Genomic DNA, 18,750 nt, shown 5'->3' with positions numbered 1-18,750 from the left:
ACTCATATTAAGACTGCGCGTTCGCACCAGCCACGATCTCGGTAATTTCTTGCGTAATGGCCGCCTGACGGGCACGGTTGTACGTAAGTCTAAGTTCTCCGATCATTTTTGACGCGTTCTTCGTTGCACTGCCCATCGCTGTCATCTTGGCTCCCAGCTCGCTGGCCTTGCCGTTCAGAAGAGCACCATAGATTAAAGTTTCGGCATATTTCGGAAGCAGAACCTCCAGCACGCCTGCAGGTGAAGGCTCATATTCATAAGCAGCAGATGCTCCGTGATGCCCGCCTTCCCCAACGCCTTCCATAGGCAGAAGTCTGTCTACAGTCGGAACCTGGCTGATCGCATTAACGAACCGGTTGTAGCAAATGTAGATCTCATCATAGACGCCTGTCTCGAACTGGTTAACCGCCGAATAGGCAATCGACTTGATGTCGGCAAATTTCGGGGTATCGGACAGCTCGGTGATTTCTTCTACAATGGGATATTCACGGCGCCGCAAAAAGTCACGGCCTTTGCGCCCGATCACAAACAGCGCATACTCATCCTTGGACTTATGGCGTTCTGCGATCAGCATCGTTACTTTACGCAGAATATTCGCATTGTAGCCGCCGGCAAGACCTCTGTCCGAGGTGATGATCAGATAACCTGTTTTTTTGACAGGCCGGCTGACCAGCATCGGGTGCTGGAGATCCTGCGTACCGGCAGCAATACTCGAGACGACCTCTTTCAGCTTCTCTGAATACGGACGGGCTGCTTCCGCCTTCTCCTGCGCCTTGCGCAGCTTGGATGCAGCGACCATCTCCATCGCTTTGGTGATCTGTCTGGTGTTCTGAACGCTCTTAATTTGACGTTTAATATCGCGCATGCTTCTTGCCATGATTTCACCACCTCTGAGCTTTGACGTATGTCAAAGCTAACTTCGTAAGCATAAACGGTAAACTCTATATATTAGCTTGTAGCAAAGCCTCTTTTGAATTTCTCGATGGCATCCTTGAGCGCTGCTTCGTTGTCTACTGTCAGATCCTTGGTATCCGCGATGGATTTCAGGATTTCAGTTGCACTGCTGTCGATAAAGGCCAGGAATTCCTTCTCGAAACGCTTAACGTCCTTGACAGGAATATCATCCAGATGTCCTTTGACAGCGGTGTACAGACTAAGCACTTGATGTTCAACGCTAAGCGGCTGGTTCACACCCTGCTTCAGAATCTCCATCATACGCGCACCGCGGTTCAGACGGGCCTGCGTTGATTTGTCCAGATCGGAGCCGAACTGGGAGAAGGCTTGAAGCTCACGGTATTGAGCCAGATCCAGACGCAGGGAACCGGCGACCTTCTTCATGGCTTTGATCTGTGCGGAACCCCCTACACGGGATACGGAGATACCTACGTTGATTGCCGGACGCTGACCGGAGTTGAACAAGTCGGATTCAAGGAAGATTTGGCCGTCTGTGATCGAAATTACGTTCGTTGGAATGTAAGCCGATACGTCAGAAGCCTGTGTTTCGATGAATGGCAGCGCGGTTAATGAACCACCACCAAGCGCATCGCTAAGCTTGGCCGCACGTTCCAGCAGACGGGAGTGCAGATAGAATACGTCACCAGGGAAGGCTTCACGGCCCGGCGGACGGCGGAGCAACAGGGACAATTCGCGGTAAGCCGAAGCCTGCTTGGACAGGTCATCATAGATTACAAGCACATGCTCGCCCTTGTACATGAAGTATTCGCCCATAGCGCAACCTGCGTACGGAGCAATATAGAGCAGCGGAGAAGGCTCGGAAGCCGACGCGGTTACAACGATAGTGTAATCCAGCGCGCCATGACGGCGGAGGGTTTCTACTACCTGTGCAACAGTAGATTGTTTTTGTCCGATAGCAACATAGATACACTTCATCCCGTTGCCCTTCTGGTTGATAATCGCATCAATTGCAATCGCAGTCTTACCTGTCTGACGGTCACCAATGATGAGCTCGCGTTGTCCGCGGCCGATTGGCACCATGGCATCGATTGCTTTTAGCCCCGTCTGCATCGGTTCGTGTACCGACTTGCGGTCGATAACCCCCGGCGCGTTATGTTCAACCGGACGGAATTCTGTAGTAGCGATCGGTCCCTTGCCGTCAAGCGGCTGGCCCAGTGCATTCACTACGCGGCCCAGCATGGCTTCGCCAACCGGAACCTGCATGATCTGACCGGTACGTTTAACCTGATCGCCTTCGCGGATCTCTTTGTATTCACCCAGAATAACAACACCGACGTTGCTTTCTTCCAGGTTAAGCGCCATGCCCACTACCCCGTTGGAGAACTCCAGCAGTTCCCCTGCCATTGCGTTTTCCAGACCGTAGACACGGGCGATACCGTCGCCGACTTGAATGACGGTGCCAATTTCGGCCACTTCGATATCGGCTTTATATTGCTCAATTTGACTTTTGATCAAAGTGCTGATCTCTTCAGGTCTGATGCCCAATATCCTCACCCCTATCTTCTTTGCTTATCATTAAAGGATTTCTCAAGACGCGTAAGCTTACCGGACAGACTTCCGTCATACAGCGTATCGCCGATGACGACCTTCAGTCCGCCGAGCAGGCTTGTATCGACCACATTGGTTACACGAATCTTACGGCCAGTAAGCTGGCTGAATTCAGCCGCAACACTATCCTGTTCAGCTTGATTCAGGGAATAAGCGGAATAGACAGTAGCGTAGCCAATGCCAAGAGCATCCCCTTCAATCTTGATATACTTGGCAAGCAACTCTTCGAAAATATCGGTTCTGCCCCGCTCTACCAATAGCTCTACCGTGTTCAGTACGGCTTCCGAGACTTTACCTTGAAGTGTCGCGCGCAGCACATTCAGCTTGTCGGATTGCGAGATGCGGGGTGCCAGGATAAACCGTTTCACCTCTGCATCATTATGAAGCACTTCGACCACTAATTTGAGCTGTTCCTCCACTTGAAGCGTAATGCCTTCATCCACCGCTACACTGTACAAGGCTTTGGCATAGCGCCCGGCAACTACCGTGTCGCGGCTCATGATCGGCCTCCTACCTCTTTGAGGTATTGATCAACAAGCTGTTCCTGCTCGCCGTCAGCTGCAACTTCCTTCTCAAGCAGCTTCGAGGCAATGCGGACCGAGGCTGTGCCCAGCTCGCTGCGCAGCGCTTCTACCGCTTTGTTCTTCTCGTTCTCAATGTCACGGACCGCTTCGTCTTTCAGACGGCTAGCTTCCACGTGGGCCTGCTCAAGAATCTTGTCAACCTGGTTGTTGCTGGTAGCCTGGGACTGCTGAATGATAGCCTGTGCCTCTTGGCGCGCCTGCTGCAGGGCCTGCTTCTGCTCTTCTACATAAGCGACCGCCTGCTCTCTGGTCTTGGCTGCTTCATCCATTTGCTGCAGCACCATTTCGCGGCGCTTCTCCATAATTCCGAACAGCTTGCTGAAGGCAAATTTGCTGAGCAGGAAGTATAGAATTACAAAAGCAGCAATAGAAAACACTATATTGGTCCAAATGATATCCACTGAGGTCACTCCCTTCCGTTACCGCGGCTTGCGGACATATACAAAAGTAAGGCGCGGATGGCACTTGCCCTCCCCGCCAAACCGTAAAAACGGTTTATTAAGTAAACATGATCAGGAACGCGATAACTGTAGCGGCCAAAGGAATAACTTCCACGATACCTACACCGATAAACATTGTTGTCTGCAGTGCGTTACGTGCTTCCGGCTGACGGGCGATAGATTCCACTGTCTTGCTGACGATCATACCGTTACCCAGACCTGCGCCGAGTGCGCCCAAACCAACCGCGATTGCTGCTGCTAAAAATTCCATTTGTAAATATCCTCCTTTAATTTCGGTTCTTTTTGTAATGTCTTAATAATATAAAATCTCCCGCGAAGAGTGTTCCGGCAGCTGCCGCTATCCTCACGGCAGCTTATTAATGCGCTTCTTCCTCGTGGATCGTCATCTGTGCGATGTAGACCATCGTCAGAATCGTAAAGATAAAGGCCTGAAGCGCCCCGACAAAGATACTGAAGCCCTGCCAGATGGCCAGGAACGGAATACTGAACAGTCCCAGCTTCAGAATGACGGTAATCAGAACCTCGCCGGCAAAAATGTTAGCGAATAGACGAATGGCAAGCGCCACTGGCTTCGCCAGGTTCTCAATGATGTTCAGCGGCAAGAAAATTGGAAACGGCTCAATGTAATGTTTGAAATAATGCTTGCCGTTCAGCTTGATGCCTAAGTAGTTCATGAGTACAAACACAACGATCGCAAGTCCTGCGGTTACGTTGATATCTGCAGTCGGCGATTTGTACCACAGAATCTCAGCATGCGCGCCATCGGCCAGGTTCTTGGTCGCTTCAATAACATGTCCAAAAATGTAGACCGGTTCATGCGCTTCTGTAATGAAGGAAAACGGCAGACCAAGGAGATTGGAGACGAAGATAAACAGTATCAGCGTCAATCCCAGTGATATGTAAGGCTTTCCCTTCTTCAAATCCATGGCGCTGCTGATTAGTCCCTGTACAAATTCGACAACCCATTCCATGAAATTCTGAAGCTTGGACGGATTCTCAACCGACAGGTTGCGGACGGACAGCATGACCAGTACGAACACTATCACCGAGCTGATTACCAGCATTAGCACAGCAGACAGGTCAATCGGTATTCCGCCAACATAGATTAAAGGCATTTCGTGCATAGTATCATCCCCCTTTCTCGTTAGTATGGCTACAGCTTATTCTTGATTCCTAGATATATCCCCACGGGAATAGCCAGAAGCTGGGGGATGAACAGGCCGATAATCGTTGCCTCCAGCGAGAAATGTTCGTATTTGACTGAGAACATGGTCACCAGAATTCCAAAACTGATTCTTGTAGCAAAACCAAGGCTGAAGGAGCTTTTCCCTTGCTTCGCCACCGCTGCTGTCACTCTTCTGACCTTAAGGGCTAGATAACGAAAATTAACCAGTCCTGCCAGCAAGCCGAGTGTCATTCCCAGAGTAACTGCACGGGTCTCATGATGGAGAGCCCACCCCATTACCAATCCTGCCATAATAATTACTGTCACCCTGGTGACGATATTGATTACGGGAGTCATATTATCCATTTTGCTCCCCCAAAAAATTTTTGATTAGCAAAGCAACATTCACAACTCCGAGAATCAACCCGGTAATTGTTCCGATAGCCAGCCAAAAGGCAGGTCCGTCCATCAGATTGCGCAGCCACTTTGCCACAAAAAAGCCTATTACAATGTAAGCGGTGAGCAAGCTGCCCGCACCCCCGAGTACTAGAGCCGTACGCCCCAGTCCAGGCTCATTCTTTGGTTCCTTCATAGGCTACAATCCCAACTAATTTTACTGAATATCCAGACTCTTTGTCAATTCACAGAAAATTGCCCAAAATCGCATGAAAATATGAAAATAATCACAGCAAAATACACCAAAACCATATAAACCGTACAGTTTAACTGTATGCTGCTTTTATTAACCTTAGTATATTAGTTGTCTTGCCCTGTTTTATCATTTGTGAACATTGTGTGAAATTCTTCTGGACGTTCTTCAGCAGCTCCGAAATGGTGCAAAATCGCATTGACAATTCTCTCGGAGGCTTTGCCGTCTCCATACGGGTTGGCGGCCCGGCTCATCGACTGATACAGGTTCTGATCGGTCAAAAGAGCATGTGTCCGTTGATACACCTTCTCCTCGTCCGTTCCCACAAGCTCCAGTGTTCCGGCCTCGATCCCTTCCGGGCGCTCGGTTGTATCACGCAGCACAAGCACAGGAACTCCAAAGGAGGGAGCTTCCTCCTGCAGGCCGCCGGAATCGGTCAATATCAGGTGGGTATGCGGATAAAAGTTATGCAGGTCAACGACATCCAGCGGATCAATCAGCTTGATTCTAGGGTGTCCGCCGAGGATCTCATGCGCCGGTTCCTTGACTGCCGGACTCGGGTGCACGGGATACACAATGGCTACATCTTCAAATTCATCAGCGATTCTTTTGACTGCACGGAAAATATGACGGTGCGGTTCGCCTTGGGATTCTCTGCGGTGCGCCGTCATCAAAATAAGTCTTTTTCCTGAAGCAAAATCAAGGACCGGATGCCGGTAGTCCGGCTGTACGGTATATTGAAACACATCAGTTACGGTATTGCCTGTGATATAAATACTTGATTCTTTTTTGTTCTCGTGTCTCAGGTTGCCCGCTGACCAATGGGTCGGAGCAAAATGCAGATCAGCAAGCACGCCTGTCAGCTGACGGTTCATTTCTTCCGGATAAGGCGAAAGCTTGTTCCATGTCCGAAGACCTGCTTCCACATGCCCAACCTGAATCTGCTGCAGGAAAGACGCATAGCTGGCCAGGAAGGTGGTCAGGGTATCGCCATGTACAAGCACGAGGTCCGGCTTCACTTCGCGGAGCACCGGCTCCAGGCCTTCGAGCACCCGGATCGTGATCTCATTGAGCGTCTGGCGGTCCTTCATTACGTCCAGATCATAATCCGGGGTAATCTTGAACACCTCAAGCACCTGATCCAGCAGCTCCCGGTGCTGCGCAGTTACACAAACAATCGATTCAATCTGCTCAGGATGTCTGTTCAGCTCCAGAACCAGAGGCGCCATCTTGATTGCCTCGGGGCGCACTCCGAAAATCGTCATTACTTTAATTTTGGACATAAGCCCTTCCCTCTCTTCTGAAAACCGCGGTATATTGGGTTCGTACTATTATTATCTGTGCTTCTTACTTGGTTCCGTACAGTCTGTCCCCGGCATCTCCGAGGCCCGGAACGATATATCCGTGATCATTCAAATGATCGTCAAGCGCTGCAACATAGATATCCACATCCGGATGAGCAGCTTGTACAGCAGCAACACCTTCCGGGGCAGCAATCAGGTTCATCATCTTGATCTGGGTGCAGCCGCGGTTCTTGAGCGAGGTAATCGCCGCAATGGCAGAGCCGCCTGTAGCCAGCATAGGATCGATTACGATCAGCTCACGTTCCTGGACATCCGTAGGAAGCTTAATGTAGTACTCCACCGGCTGCAGGGTGTCCGGATCACGGAACAGGCCTACATGGCCTACCTTGGCTGCAGGAAGCAGCTTCAGGACACCTTCAAGCATCCCCAGACCGGCGCGCAGAATCGGAATCAGTCCGAGCATTCTTCCCGAAATCACCTTGCTCTGCGTTTCCTGCACTGGCGTCTGCACCGTAATGGTCTCCAGCGGGATATCACGTGTAATCTCATAAGCCATAAGTGTTGCTACTTCATCGACATGCTCCCTGAAGTCTTTTGTGTTGGTCCGCACATCGCGAATGAATGTCAATTTGTGCTGAATCAATGGATGATCGCAAATCACCAATTTTCCCATGTTGTCCCTCCGGTAATTGTAAGTCTTATTTATAGCCAAAGTAAGCACTTGGCTTCTCAGGTGGCTAAATCCTATCTATTATATCATCACCAAGACTGCTTTTCACCTACAGATAGACAGATCCGCGAGTCGTCCTGCTTCCTGCAGATTCCCAGCCCATGGAAGCTTAAGGCAATATAGCCACCTCTCTGGATATAAAACAAAGCTTAGTTTGTACGATTAAGCGCTTTTAATACTATTCACAGTTCTTTCACTACTTTTAATGAAAGTTCCATGAACTTTCATGTAATTTTCAACATAATTCATTCGTTTTCTCAGCAGCTATTTGTGAACATTATGTAACAGCAACGCAGCAAATAAAAAGCCTTTGCGTACTTCCGGCGGAACCGGGTACGCAAAGGCGATTATTAGAGGACTCTGATTAGTATTGCAATCCAGGGTAAATCGGATATTGTTCAGTCAGCTTGGCTACCTCACGGGCCGCCTGAGTCAAGTTAGCTTCATCCTGCGGGTTCTTCAGGACAGTAGCAATAATCCGGCCGATTGTAACCATAGCCTGCTCATCCATACCGCGTGAAGTAACAGCCGGTGTGCCGATGCGGATACCGCTGGTTACGAATGGGCTAGTCGGGTCAAACGGAATCGCGTTCTTGTTGACTGTAATTCCGATGGAATCCAGCACCTTCTCAGCAACCTTGCCGGTAATGTTCAGGTTGCGGGTATCAAGCAGGATCAGATGGTTATCGGTTCCACCGGATACAATATTAATACCTTCACCAACAAGGGTCTCTGCCAGTACCTTGGCATTCTTAACTACGTTCTCGGCATAAGTCTTGAATGAAGGCTGCAGCGCCTCACCGAACGATACGGCTTTGGACGCAATCACATGCATCAAAGGTCCGCCCTGGGAACCAGGGAAGACTGCTTTATCAATCGCGGCAGCCCATGGCTGTCTGCACAGAATCATCCCGCCGCGCGGACCGCGCAGGGTTTTGTGCGTAGTTGTAGTGACGAAGTGGGCATGAGGAACCGGATTCGGGTGAAGACCGGCAGCCACCAGACCGGCAATATGGGCCATATCGACCATGAACAGAGCGCCCACATCATTTGCAATCGAACCGAGTGCGGCAAAATCAATCGTACGCGGATACGCGCTCGCACCGGCAACGATCATTTTGGGACGGTGCTTGAAGGCGGCTTTGCGCACTTCATCATAATCGATCAGGAAGGAATCCTCCTGTACGCCATAAGCCACGAAGTTATACAGAATTCCGGAAGCATTCACCGGGCTGCCGTGGGTCAAATGGCCGCCATGCGCCAGATTCATACCCAGTACTGTATCGCCAGGGCTAAGGGCAGCAAGATATACAGCCATGTTAGCCTGTGCGCCGGAATGCGGCTGCACGTTGGCATGCTCTGCACCGAACAGCTCCTTGGCACGGTCCCGGGCCAGGTTCTCTACGATATCCACATCTTCACAGCCGCCGTAGTAACGCTTGCCGGGATAACCTTCGGCGTATTTGTTCGTAAGCACGGAGCCCATGGCCTCCATGACGGCTTCACTTACAATATTCTCTGAGGCAATAAGTTCAATGTTCGCACGCTGGCGGCTCAGTTCGAGGCCCATCGCTTCCAATACTGCCGGGTCACTTTTACGCAATTGTTCCATGTTTCTAATTTCCTCCCTGTAACTCTGATTTATGTGGTGTTAGTTAAAACCTCTCACTTCAGTCACAATTCACGGAACCGCTAGTCTCAGGCGTGCGGTACACGGCCCGTTCCCCGCCGATCAGCGGCGGTCTGCTCCATGCGGCATTTACCCGGGCAGCCCCGATATACCGCAGGCTAGGCCGGTAAGGTACGGCAATCCGGCGCAGATGCATGCCAATCAGGGTCTCCCCGATATCTATACCGGCATGAGCTTCAATCGTCTCTGCCAGTACCGGATCTGTCATGGACTGGTAGGCCGCTGCAGCCATAGAGCCTCCGGCCCCCGGAATGGGTACAGCCGACACCTCTCTGAGACCAAGGGCTTCCAGCAGAGCGCGTTCCATCACCAGCGAACGGTTCAAATGCTCGCAGCATTGATAGACCGGGTGAAAACCAAATTCATCCGCAATCTGCGTAATCCCCTCCAGCAGCTGCCGCGCAACCTCCAGCGCACCGCCTGTCCCAATCCGCTTCCCTGCCACTTCGCTTGTGCTGGCTCCGACGACCATGATCTTCCCCGGACCGAGCTGGCCCGCTACTGCAAGTTCACGCGTTACCGCAGCAGTGGCTGCGGCCAAAGAAAGCTCCCCGCCGCCCGTTAGCTGCTGCTCTGCAGCCGCCATACCGGATAAGCGGTCATCCCCTGACTTCTGCTTCAGGACTTCCTCCATCTTACCGCCCCCTTCAACCGTTTCTGATTTCCATGGAGATGCAACTTTTAAACAAAAAAGAGCAGTCCGCAGGTTGAACTGCGGATGTGCTCTTTTGCCCAGGCGACCGGCCGTTTATTCCAGGTGCTCCATCGTGGTTTCATCCACACTTGTCGCCAGTTACACCGGAACCGGATCATATTTATTACATCTTAAGGGATTGGCGGCAAAAAATCAACCACTTCAAAGCCGTCTCAGCGATTCAAGCTTATCGAGCAGACTGTACAGCGCCGTACGGATCTCGGCAGCCGCCAGCTCGTAATCTTCACGCGAGCCGCCGAACGGATCACTGATATCGAAGCTGGGGATACGCTGGCGGATCTCAATCATCCGCTGCATAGCCGCAGCATCCGGCTCGGTGCCCAGGGCCAGATTCAGCTCCGCATCTGCATACAAGCTGTCCAGCTCCCGGATATCGGCGTTCACGGATTCCTGCGTCTGGACATACTCCTTAAGGGTATGGGTCTTGGTAACGGCGTCAGGAAAATATTGCAGCAAATGCCGCTTATGCGCTCCTGTCAGGGTGAGGATCAGATCGGCCCAAGCCACTGCCTCCCCGTTCAGCTGTGAGGATACGATGCGGTCCTGAATCCCTTCATCCTGCAGAATGCCCGCAGCATGTCTGGATATGGAAGTACCCGGGACAGCAGAAACTCCGGCAGACCGCACCTCCACATGAATGCCCCGCTCCTTCGCAAGCTTCCGCAGAAGCCCTTCGGCCATGGGACTACGGCAGGTATTACCTGTGCAGACAAATAAAATATGCAGCAACCTTTCCACCTCCGGTAAACATTATAATTTCGGTATGAAGCAAGCTTAAAAATTATGGGTATTGCCGTTATTGTATCAAAAGATGAACATCAAGCCAAACGCCAGGAGAATGGCTCCGCCCAGCGCTTCCCCGTACTCTCCGAGGCCCCGGCTCACCCGCCTGCCCAGCAGCAGCCCTGTAATGGACATAACACCGCCACAGGCACCGAAGGCCAGCACGGTTAGAATAATACTATTCACAAACATCCCAAGCGAAACCCCGACCGAGAAAGAATCCACACTTACACTGAGCGAGATCAGCAGCATGCCCCACACTGTCCGGTGATCCATCTGCCGGCTGCTGCCGCCGTCGTCCTGACGGAAGGAGTTGAACACCATATGTCCGCCCAGCAGAACAAGCAGGCCTCCGGCAGCATAGGTGGTAACCTGTCCCAGTAAATGCCCGACATAGCTGCCCGTGAACAAGCCCAGCAGCGGCATCAGCACATGAAAAAAAGCAATCAGCAGGCTAAGCTGCAGCACATGCAGCAGACGGATGCCCCTCATCCCGATGCCCACGCCAAGCGAGAACGCATCCATCCCCAGCGCAACTGCCATAATGGCCACTGTTACTATCTGGCCCCAGCCCCCATGTATTCCCCCCCAGCCCCCAACCATTCCGTCCCAGCCCATGAATAACCCTCCACCCTGAGTCCGTAAGTTCTTGTACAACAACGATATGCGGACAAGATGGTATTCATGACTGTGGGGTGGATGGCAGGGCGGGGGCGAAGGGCCATGGCCTGCGTAAAATCAGGTGTATCAATTTAACCGAAAATTCATTTTTCGGGTTTGTCGAAGTATTCCTTTGCCTTTTTGAGGATGGCCAACTCTTCCTCCATCTCGGCCAGCTGCCGATCGCGTTCCTTCAGTTGCCGTTCAAGCTCTCTGAGTTTGTTCTGATCGGCTTCCTGATCCTTTCCACTCATAGCAGCACCTCCACGTTAATCTTATGAGTTCCAGTCTTAGAAGGAGGACATGGTCCATACCATCCTAACAGCAACTGACTACCCGGCGTCGATCACTGATTCTCCAGCGGCTTTCATCAGCCGGTTCATGATGGCTGCGCCTAGGCCCGTGACCGGGCAGGCCTCGGCCAGAATGTACGTGGCCCCCGCTTCATCGAAGCGCCGCAAGGCGGCATACAGGAAGCGGGCGGCCTCCTCCGGCGAGGACAGCGAGCCGAGAGACACCGTGCAGGCGGCCGGGTCGGCGGGATACAGGGCCCTATGCTCCTCGAAGAGGAGCAGGCCCGTGATCTCGCCCGCCCGCTGCGCCGCCTGCAGCAGCCCTGCGGCGGTCTCCGCCACGCGCTGCGCGGAGGAGCCGCGTACGATGCCAAGCGCGCCGCGCGGGGCATAGTGCGTGTACTTCATGCCCGGCGCGCGCGGCGCCGGGCTGCTGCCTGCGGCCGCCTGCGCAGCAGCGCCGGCTTCGCCGCCGCCGGGCACGGCTGCCGGCGGCACAGGCACGGACCCGCCGCCGGATGCACCGGCAGGCGTGTCCGCCCCGGCGGCCGGCTCCGCTGCGGCCGCTTCAGTGCCGGTCACCGCCGCGAGCTGCTCGGTGGTGATGCCCCCGGGACGGAGCACGGCTACCGTCCCGTCCGGCTGCACCTGCACCACGGTCGACTCCAGGCCGACCCCGGCCGCGCCGCCGTCCAGAACCCCGCCGATATATCCGGCGAGGTCTTCCAGCACATGGGCGGCCAGCGTCGGACTCGGCCGCCCGGAGCGGTTGGCGCTAGGCGCAGCAACCGGACAATCCGCCGCGCGCAGCAGCGCAAGCGCCACCGGATGATCCGGCATGCGCACGCCAACCGTATCCAGACCCGCCGTCACCAGCGGCGAGAGGACGCCGGGACGCACCGGCAGCACCAGCGTCAGCGGGCCGGGCCAGAACGCATCGATCAGCGCCTCGGCCACCGGATGCACCTCCGTCACCAGGCGACCGAGATCCTCCCGCCGGGCAATATGAACGATCAGCGGGTTATCGGAGGGACGGCCTTTGGCTGCGAATACCGCTTCTACCGCTGCGGTGTTCCGCGCATCTGCGCCCAGCCCGTACACCGTCTCCGTCGGAAAGGCCACTGTCTCCCCGCTCCGCAGCAGCGTTGCCGCTTCCGAGATCATGCCCAGGTCACTCGTGCTCACCGGCAAACCGTCAGAACTCTCCGTTCCGCCATCCGTTCCCTCCTTCCCGGAAGCAAGGCTCCAGTACAGGGTGGATTCTATATGACCGCTGCGGCGCTGGGCCGCGAATGGTGAATGCTTATCTTCTGTCATCTATCATCACTAGCTTTCTGATTGAATTATTACGGAACAAAATCATCCTACCGGATGAATGGGATTACCTGCGCGTCAGCACAATGTATGCTGTTTTCCACATACATTCGGCCCATGCGCCTGCGTGTCAGCACAATGTATGCTGTTTTCCACATACATTTGGCCCATGCGCCTGCATGTCAGCATAATATATGCTGTTTTCCACATACATTTGGCCCATGCGCCTGCATGTCAGCATAATATATGCTGTTTTCCACATACATTTGGCACATATGCCTGCATGGTAGCCAATGTATGCTGTTTTTGGCATACATTTGGGCCATACTCCTTCACGCCAGCATAATGTATGCTGTTTTTCACATACATTCGGGCATTCGCCTCCTGTGCCAGCACAATGTATGCTGTTTTTCACATACATTTGGTCCATAAGGCCCTATGCCAGCTTATGGCATTCGGTTTTAGGCACCTTGTCCACAACAGGAGGAAACAATAGTTTCCTCTACACTCAAAAACGGCCCCCTCAGGTGGAGCCGCCTCTGCTCAAGTTCTGCAATCATCGTACCATATCCGGCGCAAAAACTGTAGAATCCAATATACGTTTACGCCATGCTTTTCAGGACATTCAGGCAAACAGCCCGCAGATCCAGCTCCAGATATTCTTCAGCAGCTCCCACACGAAGAACTTCACCTTCGGTGCCTCAGCAGTATCACCCGAACTTCCTTCCTTGTTAGCAGAATTCGAGAGACTGGATACTGCACCTTGCGCTGTTCCATCCGCCGCCTTCACCTTCGCACCGTCTCCCGAAGCCTTGGCTGAAACCTTAGCCGCACCCTTGGCCTCCGCCTTCGCAGCAGCCGGTTCCGCAGCCGCAGCATCCCCGGTTCCTGCATCGATGAAGCAGAGCGGCGGAAACAGCACACACCACCAATTCTGCCCTTTGCCTGATCCAAGCGTGACCCGGACGGCCTCGTATTCTCCGGCTGGGTAGACCCGTCCGCCATACATTTTGGTCGGAAAAGGAACCGTGCCCAGCTCCACCTGATAGCCGTATTCAATCCCGCGCTGCGCCAGCTCTCTGCCCACCAGCTCATTCAGCTCCGGCAGATGATTACGGATCAGGGCACGGGCCTGCTCCAGACTCTGCGGATCTTCCAGCCCGGCCACCCACTGATTAATCTGCTCCACGATCCGGTCACGAATCTGGCGCTTGACCAGCTGATCCCCGGTGCCGTCCGAATTCGCCAGAATACGCAGGCGGATCGACTCCTGCGGGATGGATACCTCTGCTACGGCAGCATCGCTTTTTTGGCCTTCCCAGGCCATCATCAGAATCATAAAAAAACAAATTAAAATGGCAGTATACTTAAAGGTAATTCGCAGGGAATCCCCTCGTTCCAGCTTATAATCCTCCATCTTCCGCAGCCCCTCTCCCTTTGAACCTCTTATGTTCCCAGTATGTCCAGGAATGAGAGACTGCAAACCTATTAATCTATGATTTATGAAGTAGAGACAGCGGCTGCCTAGTTTTTGGACAAAAGGGATTTGCCCTTCGTGTCCGGCTGCGGCAGAGGGAGATCATCCTCCACATCCTGCCCGTAGAGCCTTACGCTCATCGCAATTCCCATACAGGCCATATTAATCAGCAGCGAGGTTCCGCCGTAGCTGATGAACGGCAGGGTAATGCCGGTCAGCGGCATCAGTCCGGTCATCGCACCGATATTCTCCAGAATCTGATACAGCAGCATCGCCACAATCCCGACAATCAGGAGCGGCCCGCCACGGTCCTTGCATTCTAGGGCAATCAGGATTAATCTGTGGATCAGGATAAAAAAGAGCATCAGCAGCGCCGCTGCGCCCAGGAAGCCGAATTCTTCCCCAATCTGCACAAAAATCGATTCCGAATACAGATACGGCACACGGTTGCTCTGTACGGAGCTGCCCTCCAAATAGCCTTCTCCCTTCAGGCCCCCGGAGCCAATCGCCGTCTGGGCATTTTTCGTCTGATAGCTCGCCGTGCTGCTCGCCAGCTCAGGCACGAGCCAAGGATCAAACCGGCTGACGAAGTGATCCCGGCCCAGCGTTTTCTCAATGAAATCAACCGTCTGCTCGTGATAGTTGATATAGCACAGGATGAAGCCCAGAATCGCTCCGCCCGCGACAACTAGACCGATCAGCGCATGCGAGAATTTGATACGCCCGATCCATAGCAAGCCAAGCAGGATTACGATATAACTGAGCGCATTGCCCAGGTCATTCTGGACGATGACCAGCGCGCACGGCATGAATGCAATCAGACCCAGCGGCACGACATCGCGCCAGAACTGGAGCCTGGTTTTATTTTTACGGACAAGCATGGTGGTCAGAAAAACAATCAAAATCAGCTTGAACAGCTCCGCCGGCTGAATGCTTAAATCTCCTATACCGATCCAGCCCTGGGCACCGTTCTTCACCTTGCCGAAAAAGCTGACCGACAGCAGAATCCCGATCCCGGCGATGTAAATATAGAGTCCATACCGCACCAGCAGGCGGTAATCGAACAGGGTGATCAGGATAAACGCGATAAACCCCAGCGCATAATATTTCAGCATGGTGATATGCATACCATCCAGGCCGTCTCTTCCATGAGTCACGCTATAAATGGAGAAGATACAGATCCCCATCAGCACAATCAAAATAAGCACAATGCTGCCGTCTATTCTTTTGATTCTCTGCAACATAAGGATATACCCCTCAACCTCTCCGTATTAGGAATCCGCCCGCTGTAGCCATCCCAGGCTGCAATCCACTAATTTCCATTGTAATGCAATTGGGAGCATTTATTCAATTTTTCTATTTCTGCATAGCTGACCCACTACGCCCTCCTTCTAAGTATGTCAGCCCAGGTGGAAACGGATTTGCCGTCCATTTGCAAAAAAATACCGGAACCCTTCGTTAACGAAGAATTCCGGTATGGATGAAGCATCCAGCTTCCCTAAATGCGCGGGCTTTATTATTCTTAATAAGTTAGCTTCTTTTGGCGGGGGCGGCGGAAGAATACAGTGCAGGACTCGGCAGATCCTCCTCCACCTCTTGCCCATGCAGACGCACGCTCATTACAAGCCCTATGCTCGCCATATTGATCAGCAGTGAGGTTCCCCCGAAGCTGATGAACGGCAGCGTAATCCCGGTCAGCGGCATCAGGCCCAGGAAGGCCCCGATATTCTCAAAAATCTGATACAACAGCATCGCCACCACCCCGACGATCAGGAACGGCCCGCCCCTATCCTTGCACTCCAGTGCAATTAGTATCATACGGTGAATGAGGATAAAGTACAGCAGCAGCACCAGTGCCGAGCCGACAAAGCCGTATTCCTCCGCAATCTGCACAAAAATGGAGTCCGAATAGGTGTATGGTACACGGTCGGTCTGCACCGAGCTGCCCGTCATGTAGCCTTCACCGCTCATGCCGCCGGAGGCGATGGCCATTTTGGCGTTCTTCGTATGGTAGATCGCCTTGGCCGTCGCCTTATCCGGTACCAACCATGGGTCGAAGCGCTCGATCCAGTGCGAACGTTTGATATCTACCAGGAAATCCTTAATTTCATCATGATAATGAATATAGCTCATAATTCCGGCAGCCGCAGAGCCGCCTATAACCAGCAGCCCGATCAGCGCATGGGTGAATTTGATATTGCCGATCCACAGGAGACCGATCAGAATAACGATGTAAGAGAGCGCATTTCCAAGGTCATTCTGGCTGATTACGATGACAAACGGCACGAGACTGAATAATCCCAGCGGGACCACATCACGCCAGAACAGCAGCTTATTTTTATTCTTGCGTACTAGCACAGCTGCCAGAAAAAGAATCAGAATCAGCTTGAACAGCTCCGCCGGCTGAAGACTGAAGCTGTTGCCGAACTTGATCCATCCCTGTGCACCGTTCTGCTCTGTGCCCACGAAGCTGACCAGGATCAGAATGCCAATCCCCGTGATGTACACATATAACGCATATTTTACAAGCAGGCGGTAATCCACGAACGTCAGCCCGATAAAGGCAACAAAGCCCACGATATAGAATTTGATCATCTTAATATGCGACCCGTCCAGCCTCTCACGCCCGTGGGTCACACTGTATATGGAGAAAATGCTGACCACCATCAGCAGCACAAGAATCACCAGGATAACGCCGTCAATCTTCTTAATCTTCTGAAGCATATTCTGTCTCCTTACTCAGTACTGGTTCTTCCCGTTCTTGTCCCCTGGCAGCCGCCCAGGCAGAAGTTCCGTCCTGTCTATTGTAAAGGAAGGGACCGCCTAAATACAATTTACCAAAGATTGGCGCTTTTCTGCTTCGCCTGGAGGAGATTGTGCTGTGCGCATGCTCCGATGCCCTCACGCGCCCCTCGCTTTCCCAGCCATTCAGCGATAGGCATATCTACTCCGCCCCTCGTTCTCCCGGCCATTGAGTAATAAGTGTATTTTGTGCAATTAAAAGTAGTAAAAGTGATGGTTTTCCTCTTCTAATTGTAGTCTGTACAACTAAATCTGCTTGATTACGGGAACATCGGGTGCGGAGGGAAATTTAAGTGTACGTTATACAGTTAAACAGATTATGGATGGAATATTAGATAATTTAGTTGTACAAAGTGCATTTAGCGCAGCGATTGCAGCTTAATGGGGCACGGCAAATCTTCAGCAGGCTATTGGTTAAAATTAGACTCGAAGCATGGCCGTCACTGCGGTGAAAATTGGACTTCCAACCGCAACAGCAGCGCCGCTCCTTCTAAAAATGACGCCGCACCAGACGGTTACACCGGCACGGCTACGTCCGTCCCCGGCGGGCAATGCCGAGTACATGCCGGGGAATCCCGGCGAGATCATCGATGGTGATGATCTCGTCCCAATGTCCGGCTGCCCGCAGCAGTCCGGCTACCTGCTCGGCCTGCCCCTGGCCGAGCTCGAAGCCGACCAGGCGCGGCGGAGCCGGGAGCAGCGGCAGCTGCTCCATCATGCGGCGGTACGGGTCCAGCCCGTCCCCGCCGCCGTCCAATGCCGTGCGCGGCTCATGATCGCGCACCTCGCGCTGCAGCCCGGCGATGTCGCCGCCGGGGATGTACGGCGGGTTGGAGACGAGAATATCCGTCTCCAGCCCCGCGAACGGCTCGAGCAGATCGCCGAGCCGCAGGTCCACCGCCGTGCCGTGCCGCTGCGCATTGCGCCGGGCCACGGCCAGCGCGCCGGGCGAGATATCGCCGGCGCAGACCCGCCACGCCGGCGCTTCCGCCGCCAGCGTGACGGAGATAGCTCCGCTGCCGGCGCCGATATCGACGGCGGTCAGCGGCCGTGCGGCGCCGGCTGCGCCCGCGCCGCTTTCCCGGCGGGCGGCTGCTTCATCCGCAGCCGCCATATCTTCACGTGCGGCTTCGCCCCGCCCCCCTCCAGCCTCACCGCCCGCAGTTGTCCACTGCCCGTCTCCTTCAGCTTCACGTGCGGCTTCGCTCCGCACTCCCGCCATTCCGTCCGGCCACAGCTCCGCGCCGTACTTCAGAATCGCCTCGACGAGCAGCTCCGTCTCCGGGCGCGGGATCAGCACATCGGGCGTGACCTCGAAGGCCCGGCCGTAGAATTCCTGCTCGCGGGTGATGTATTGCACCGGTTCCCCCGCCGCCCGGCGGGTCACCAGTGCTTCCCATTCGGCCTTGCGCGCCAGCGGAAACGGATCAGCCAAGGCCATGTAATACGCCGCCCCGGACAAGCCCAGCACATGCTCCAGCAGGAGCTGGCTGCTGCGCTGCGGCTCCGTAAGGCCGTGTCCGGCCAAAAAAGAAGAAGCCTCCGCAAAGGCTTCCCGGATGCTTTGCACGTCAGGCATGACATAAGAGTCGTGTTTCAA

Annotated in this window: 20 protein-coding genes and 1 riboswitch; all 20 genes read right to left on the bottom strand. The window is 53.7% G+C overall.

Annotated features, from left to right (window positions below; translation table 11 throughout):
* Positions 1 to 7: 7 nt before the first annotated feature.
* Positions 8 to 877: an ATP synthase F1 subunit gamma gene (gene atpG, locus MHH78_RS05100; protein WP_076084536.1), complete on the bottom strand. Its 870-nt coding sequence runs from the start codon at positions 875 to 877 to the stop codon at positions 8 to 10.
* Between the two features lie 71 nt (positions 878 to 948).
* Positions 949 to 2,460: a F0F1 ATP synthase subunit alpha gene (atpA, locus tag MHH78_RS05095; protein ID WP_341166791.1), complete on the bottom strand. Its 1,512-nt coding sequence runs from the start codon at positions 2,458 to 2,460 to the stop codon at positions 949 to 951.
* A gap of 11 nt (positions 2,461 to 2,471) precedes the next feature.
* On the bottom strand, positions 2,472 to 3,023 hold the full coding sequence (locus tag MHH78_RS05090) for a F0F1 ATP synthase subunit delta (RefSeq protein WP_341166790.1): 552 nt from the start codon (positions 3,021 to 3,023) through the stop codon (positions 2,472 to 2,474).
* The gene (gene atpF / locus MHH78_RS05085) at positions 3,020 to 3,508 is read right to left on the bottom strand and encodes a F0F1 ATP synthase subunit B (RefSeq protein ID WP_036721727.1); all 489 of its coding nucleotides are present in this window, start codon (positions 3,506 to 3,508) and stop codon (positions 3,020 to 3,022) included. The genes MHH78_RS05090 and atpF overlap by 4 nt, the downstream gene beginning before the upstream one ends.
* A gap of 97 nt (positions 3,509 to 3,605) precedes the next feature.
* Positions 3,606 to 3,818 (bottom strand): F0F1 ATP synthase subunit C, encoded by a 213-nt coding sequence (atpE, locus tag MHH78_RS05080; protein WP_036699216.1) that lies wholly within the window; start codon positions 3,816 to 3,818, stop codon positions 3,606 to 3,608.
* A gap of 106 nt (positions 3,819 to 3,924) precedes the next feature.
* On the bottom strand, positions 3,925 to 4,692 hold the full coding sequence (gene atpB, locus MHH78_RS05075; protein ID WP_341166789.1) for a F0F1 ATP synthase subunit A: 768 nt from the start codon (positions 4,690 to 4,692) through the stop codon (positions 3,925 to 3,927).
* A gap of 29 nt (positions 4,693 to 4,721) precedes the next feature.
* Positions 4,722 to 5,099 carry an ATP synthase subunit I gene (locus MHH78_RS05070; protein ID WP_036699219.1) on the bottom strand — a complete coding sequence of 126 codons (378 nt, stop codon included), beginning with the start codon at positions 5,097 to 5,099 and terminating at the stop codon, positions 4,722 to 4,724.
* Positions 5,092 to 5,325 (bottom strand): ATPase F0F1, encoded by a 234-nt coding sequence (locus MHH78_RS05065; RefSeq protein ID WP_076084545.1) that lies wholly within the window; start codon positions 5,323 to 5,325, stop codon positions 5,092 to 5,094. The genes MHH78_RS05070 and MHH78_RS05065 overlap by 8 nt, the downstream gene beginning before the upstream one ends.
* A gap of 164 nt (positions 5,326 to 5,489) precedes the next feature.
* Positions 5,490 to 6,665, bottom strand: coding sequence for a non-hydrolyzing UDP-N-acetylglucosamine 2-epimerase (gene wecB, locus MHH78_RS05060; RefSeq protein WP_036721732.1), 1,176 nt, complete (start codon positions 6,663 to 6,665; stop codon positions 5,490 to 5,492).
* A gap of 64 nt (positions 6,666 to 6,729) precedes the next feature.
* The gene (upp, locus tag MHH78_RS05055; RefSeq protein WP_036721735.1) at positions 6,730 to 7,359 is read right to left on the bottom strand and encodes a uracil phosphoribosyltransferase; all 630 of its coding nucleotides are present in this window, start codon (positions 7,357 to 7,359) and stop codon (positions 6,730 to 6,732) included.
* A gap of 421 nt (positions 7,360 to 7,780) precedes the next feature.
* Positions 7,781 to 9,028: a serine hydroxymethyltransferase gene (glyA, locus tag MHH78_RS05050; protein WP_076084548.1), complete on the bottom strand. Its 1,248-nt coding sequence runs from the start codon at positions 9,026 to 9,028 to the stop codon at positions 7,781 to 7,783.
* Between the two features lie 58 nt (positions 9,029 to 9,086).
* Positions 9,087 to 9,692: a TIGR01440 family protein gene (locus MHH78_RS05045; protein WP_076084560.1), complete on the bottom strand. Its 606-nt coding sequence runs from the start codon at positions 9,690 to 9,692 to the stop codon at positions 9,087 to 9,089.
* Between the two features lie 137 nt (positions 9,693 to 9,829).
* A riboswitch (ZMP/ZTP riboswitch) is annotated at positions 9,830 to 9,913 on the bottom strand.
* Positions 9,914 to 9,962: 49 nt separating this feature from the next.
* Entirely contained in the window at positions 9,963 to 10,550 is a 588-nt protein-coding gene (locus MHH78_RS05040; RefSeq protein ID WP_036721738.1) for a low molecular weight protein arginine phosphatase, read from the bottom strand.
* A 75-nt stretch (positions 10,551 to 10,625) separates the two neighbouring features.
* Positions 10,626 to 11,222: a manganese efflux pump MntP gene (locus MHH78_RS05035; protein WP_340827646.1), complete on the bottom strand. Its 597-nt coding sequence runs from the start codon at positions 11,220 to 11,222 to the stop codon at positions 10,626 to 10,628.
* A 146-nt stretch (positions 11,223 to 11,368) separates the two neighbouring features.
* Positions 11,369 to 11,518: a hypothetical protein gene (locus MHH78_RS05030; RefSeq protein WP_341166788.1), complete on the bottom strand. Its 150-nt coding sequence runs from the start codon at positions 11,516 to 11,518 to the stop codon at positions 11,369 to 11,371.
* A 78-nt stretch (positions 11,519 to 11,596) separates the two neighbouring features.
* Positions 11,597 to 12,721: an L-threonylcarbamoyladenylate synthase gene (locus MHH78_RS05025; protein WP_341170281.1), complete on the bottom strand. Its 1,125-nt coding sequence runs from the start codon at positions 12,719 to 12,721 to the stop codon at positions 11,597 to 11,599.
* Positions 12,722 to 13,496: 775 nt separating this feature from the next.
* On the bottom strand, positions 13,497 to 14,288 hold the full coding sequence (gene spoIIR / locus MHH78_RS05020) for a stage II sporulation protein R (protein WP_341166787.1): 792 nt from the start codon (positions 14,286 to 14,288) through the stop codon (positions 13,497 to 13,499).
* 107 nt (positions 14,289 to 14,395) lie between these two features.
* The gene (locus MHH78_RS05015) at positions 14,396 to 15,592 is read right to left on the bottom strand and encodes an FtsW/RodA/SpoVE family cell cycle protein (protein ID WP_341166786.1); all 1,197 of its coding nucleotides are present in this window, start codon (positions 15,590 to 15,592) and stop codon (positions 14,396 to 14,398) included.
* A gap of 286 nt (positions 15,593 to 15,878) precedes the next feature.
* A complete protein-coding gene (locus MHH78_RS05010; protein ID WP_341166785.1) occupies positions 15,879 to 17,072 on the bottom strand; it encodes an FtsW/RodA/SpoVE family cell cycle protein in 1,194 nt (397 codons plus the stop codon).
* A gap of 607 nt (positions 17,073 to 17,679) precedes the next feature.
* Positions 17,680 to 18,750: a N5-glutamine methyltransferase family protein gene (locus tag MHH78_RS05005; RefSeq protein WP_445668032.1), complete on the bottom strand. Its 1,071-nt coding sequence runs from the start codon at positions 18,748 to 18,750 to the stop codon at positions 17,680 to 17,682.

The sequence above is a fragment of the Paenibacillus sp. FSL H3-0333 genome, assembly GCF_038002805.1.
GTDB classification, from domain to species: domain Bacteria; phylum Bacillota; class Bacilli; order Paenibacillales; family Paenibacillaceae; genus Paenibacillus_AQ; species Paenibacillus_AQ silagei.
This window is presented reverse-complemented; position numbering and strand designations above follow the sequence as displayed.

Excerpts from the sequence above, each read along its gene's own strand:
- atpE (WP_036699216.1), bottom strand. The coding sequence starts at position 3,818 with ATGGAATTTTTAGCAGCAGCAATCGCGGTTGGTTTGGGCGCACTCGGC.
- MHH78_RS05065 (WP_076084545.1), bottom strand. The coding sequence starts at position 5,325 with ATGAAGGAACCAAAGAATGAGCCTGGACTGGGGCGTACGGCTCTAGTA.
- spoIIR (WP_341166787.1), bottom strand. The coding sequence starts at position 14,288 with ATGGAGGATTATAAGCTGGAACGAGGGGATTCCCTGCGAATTACCTTT.
- glyA (WP_076084548.1), bottom strand. The coding sequence starts at position 9,028 with ATGGAACAATTGCGTAAAAGTGACCCGGCAGTATTGGAAGCGATGGGC.
- MHH78_RS05035 (WP_340827646.1), bottom strand. The coding sequence starts at position 11,222 with ATGGGCTGGGACGGAATGGTTGGGGGCTGGGGGGGAATACATGGGGGC.
- MHH78_RS05070 (WP_036699219.1), bottom strand. The coding sequence starts at position 5,099 with ATGGATAATATGACTCCCGTAATCAATATCGTCACCAGGGTGACAGTA.
- MHH78_RS05025 (WP_341170281.1), bottom strand. The coding sequence starts at position 12,721 with ATGATCTCGGAAGCGGCAACGCTGCTGCGGAGCGGGGAGACAGTGGCC.
- atpB (WP_341166789.1), bottom strand. The coding sequence starts at position 4,692 with ATGCACGAAATGCCTTTAATCTATGTTGGCGGAATACCGATTGACCTG.
- MHH78_RS05090 (WP_341166790.1), bottom strand. The coding sequence starts at position 3,023 with ATGAGCCGCGACACGGTAGTTGCCGGGCGCTATGCCAAAGCCTTGTAC.
- atpG (WP_076084536.1), bottom strand. The coding sequence starts at position 877 with ATGGCAAGAAGCATGCGCGATATTAAACGTCAAATTAAGAGCGTTCAG.
- MHH78_RS05010 (WP_341166785.1), bottom strand. The coding sequence starts at position 17,072 with ATGCTTCAGAAGATTAAGAAGATTGACGGCGTTATCCTGGTGATTCTT.
- MHH78_RS05045 (WP_076084560.1), bottom strand. The coding sequence starts at position 9,692 with ATGGCGGCTGCAGAGCAGCAGCTAACGGGCGGCGGGGAGCTTTCTTTG.
- MHH78_RS05015 (WP_341166786.1), bottom strand. The coding sequence starts at position 15,592 with ATGTTGCAGAGAATCAAAAGAATAGACGGCAGCATTGTGCTTATTTTG.
- upp (WP_036721735.1), bottom strand. The coding sequence starts at position 7,359 with ATGGGAAAATTGGTGATTTGCGATCATCCATTGATTCAGCACAAATTG.
- wecB (WP_036721732.1), bottom strand. The coding sequence starts at position 6,665 with ATGTCCAAAATTAAAGTAATGACGATTTTCGGAGTGCGCCCCGAGGCA.
- MHH78_RS05030 (WP_341166788.1), bottom strand. The coding sequence starts at position 11,518 with ATGAGTGGAAAGGATCAGGAAGCCGATCAGAACAAACTCAGAGAGCTT.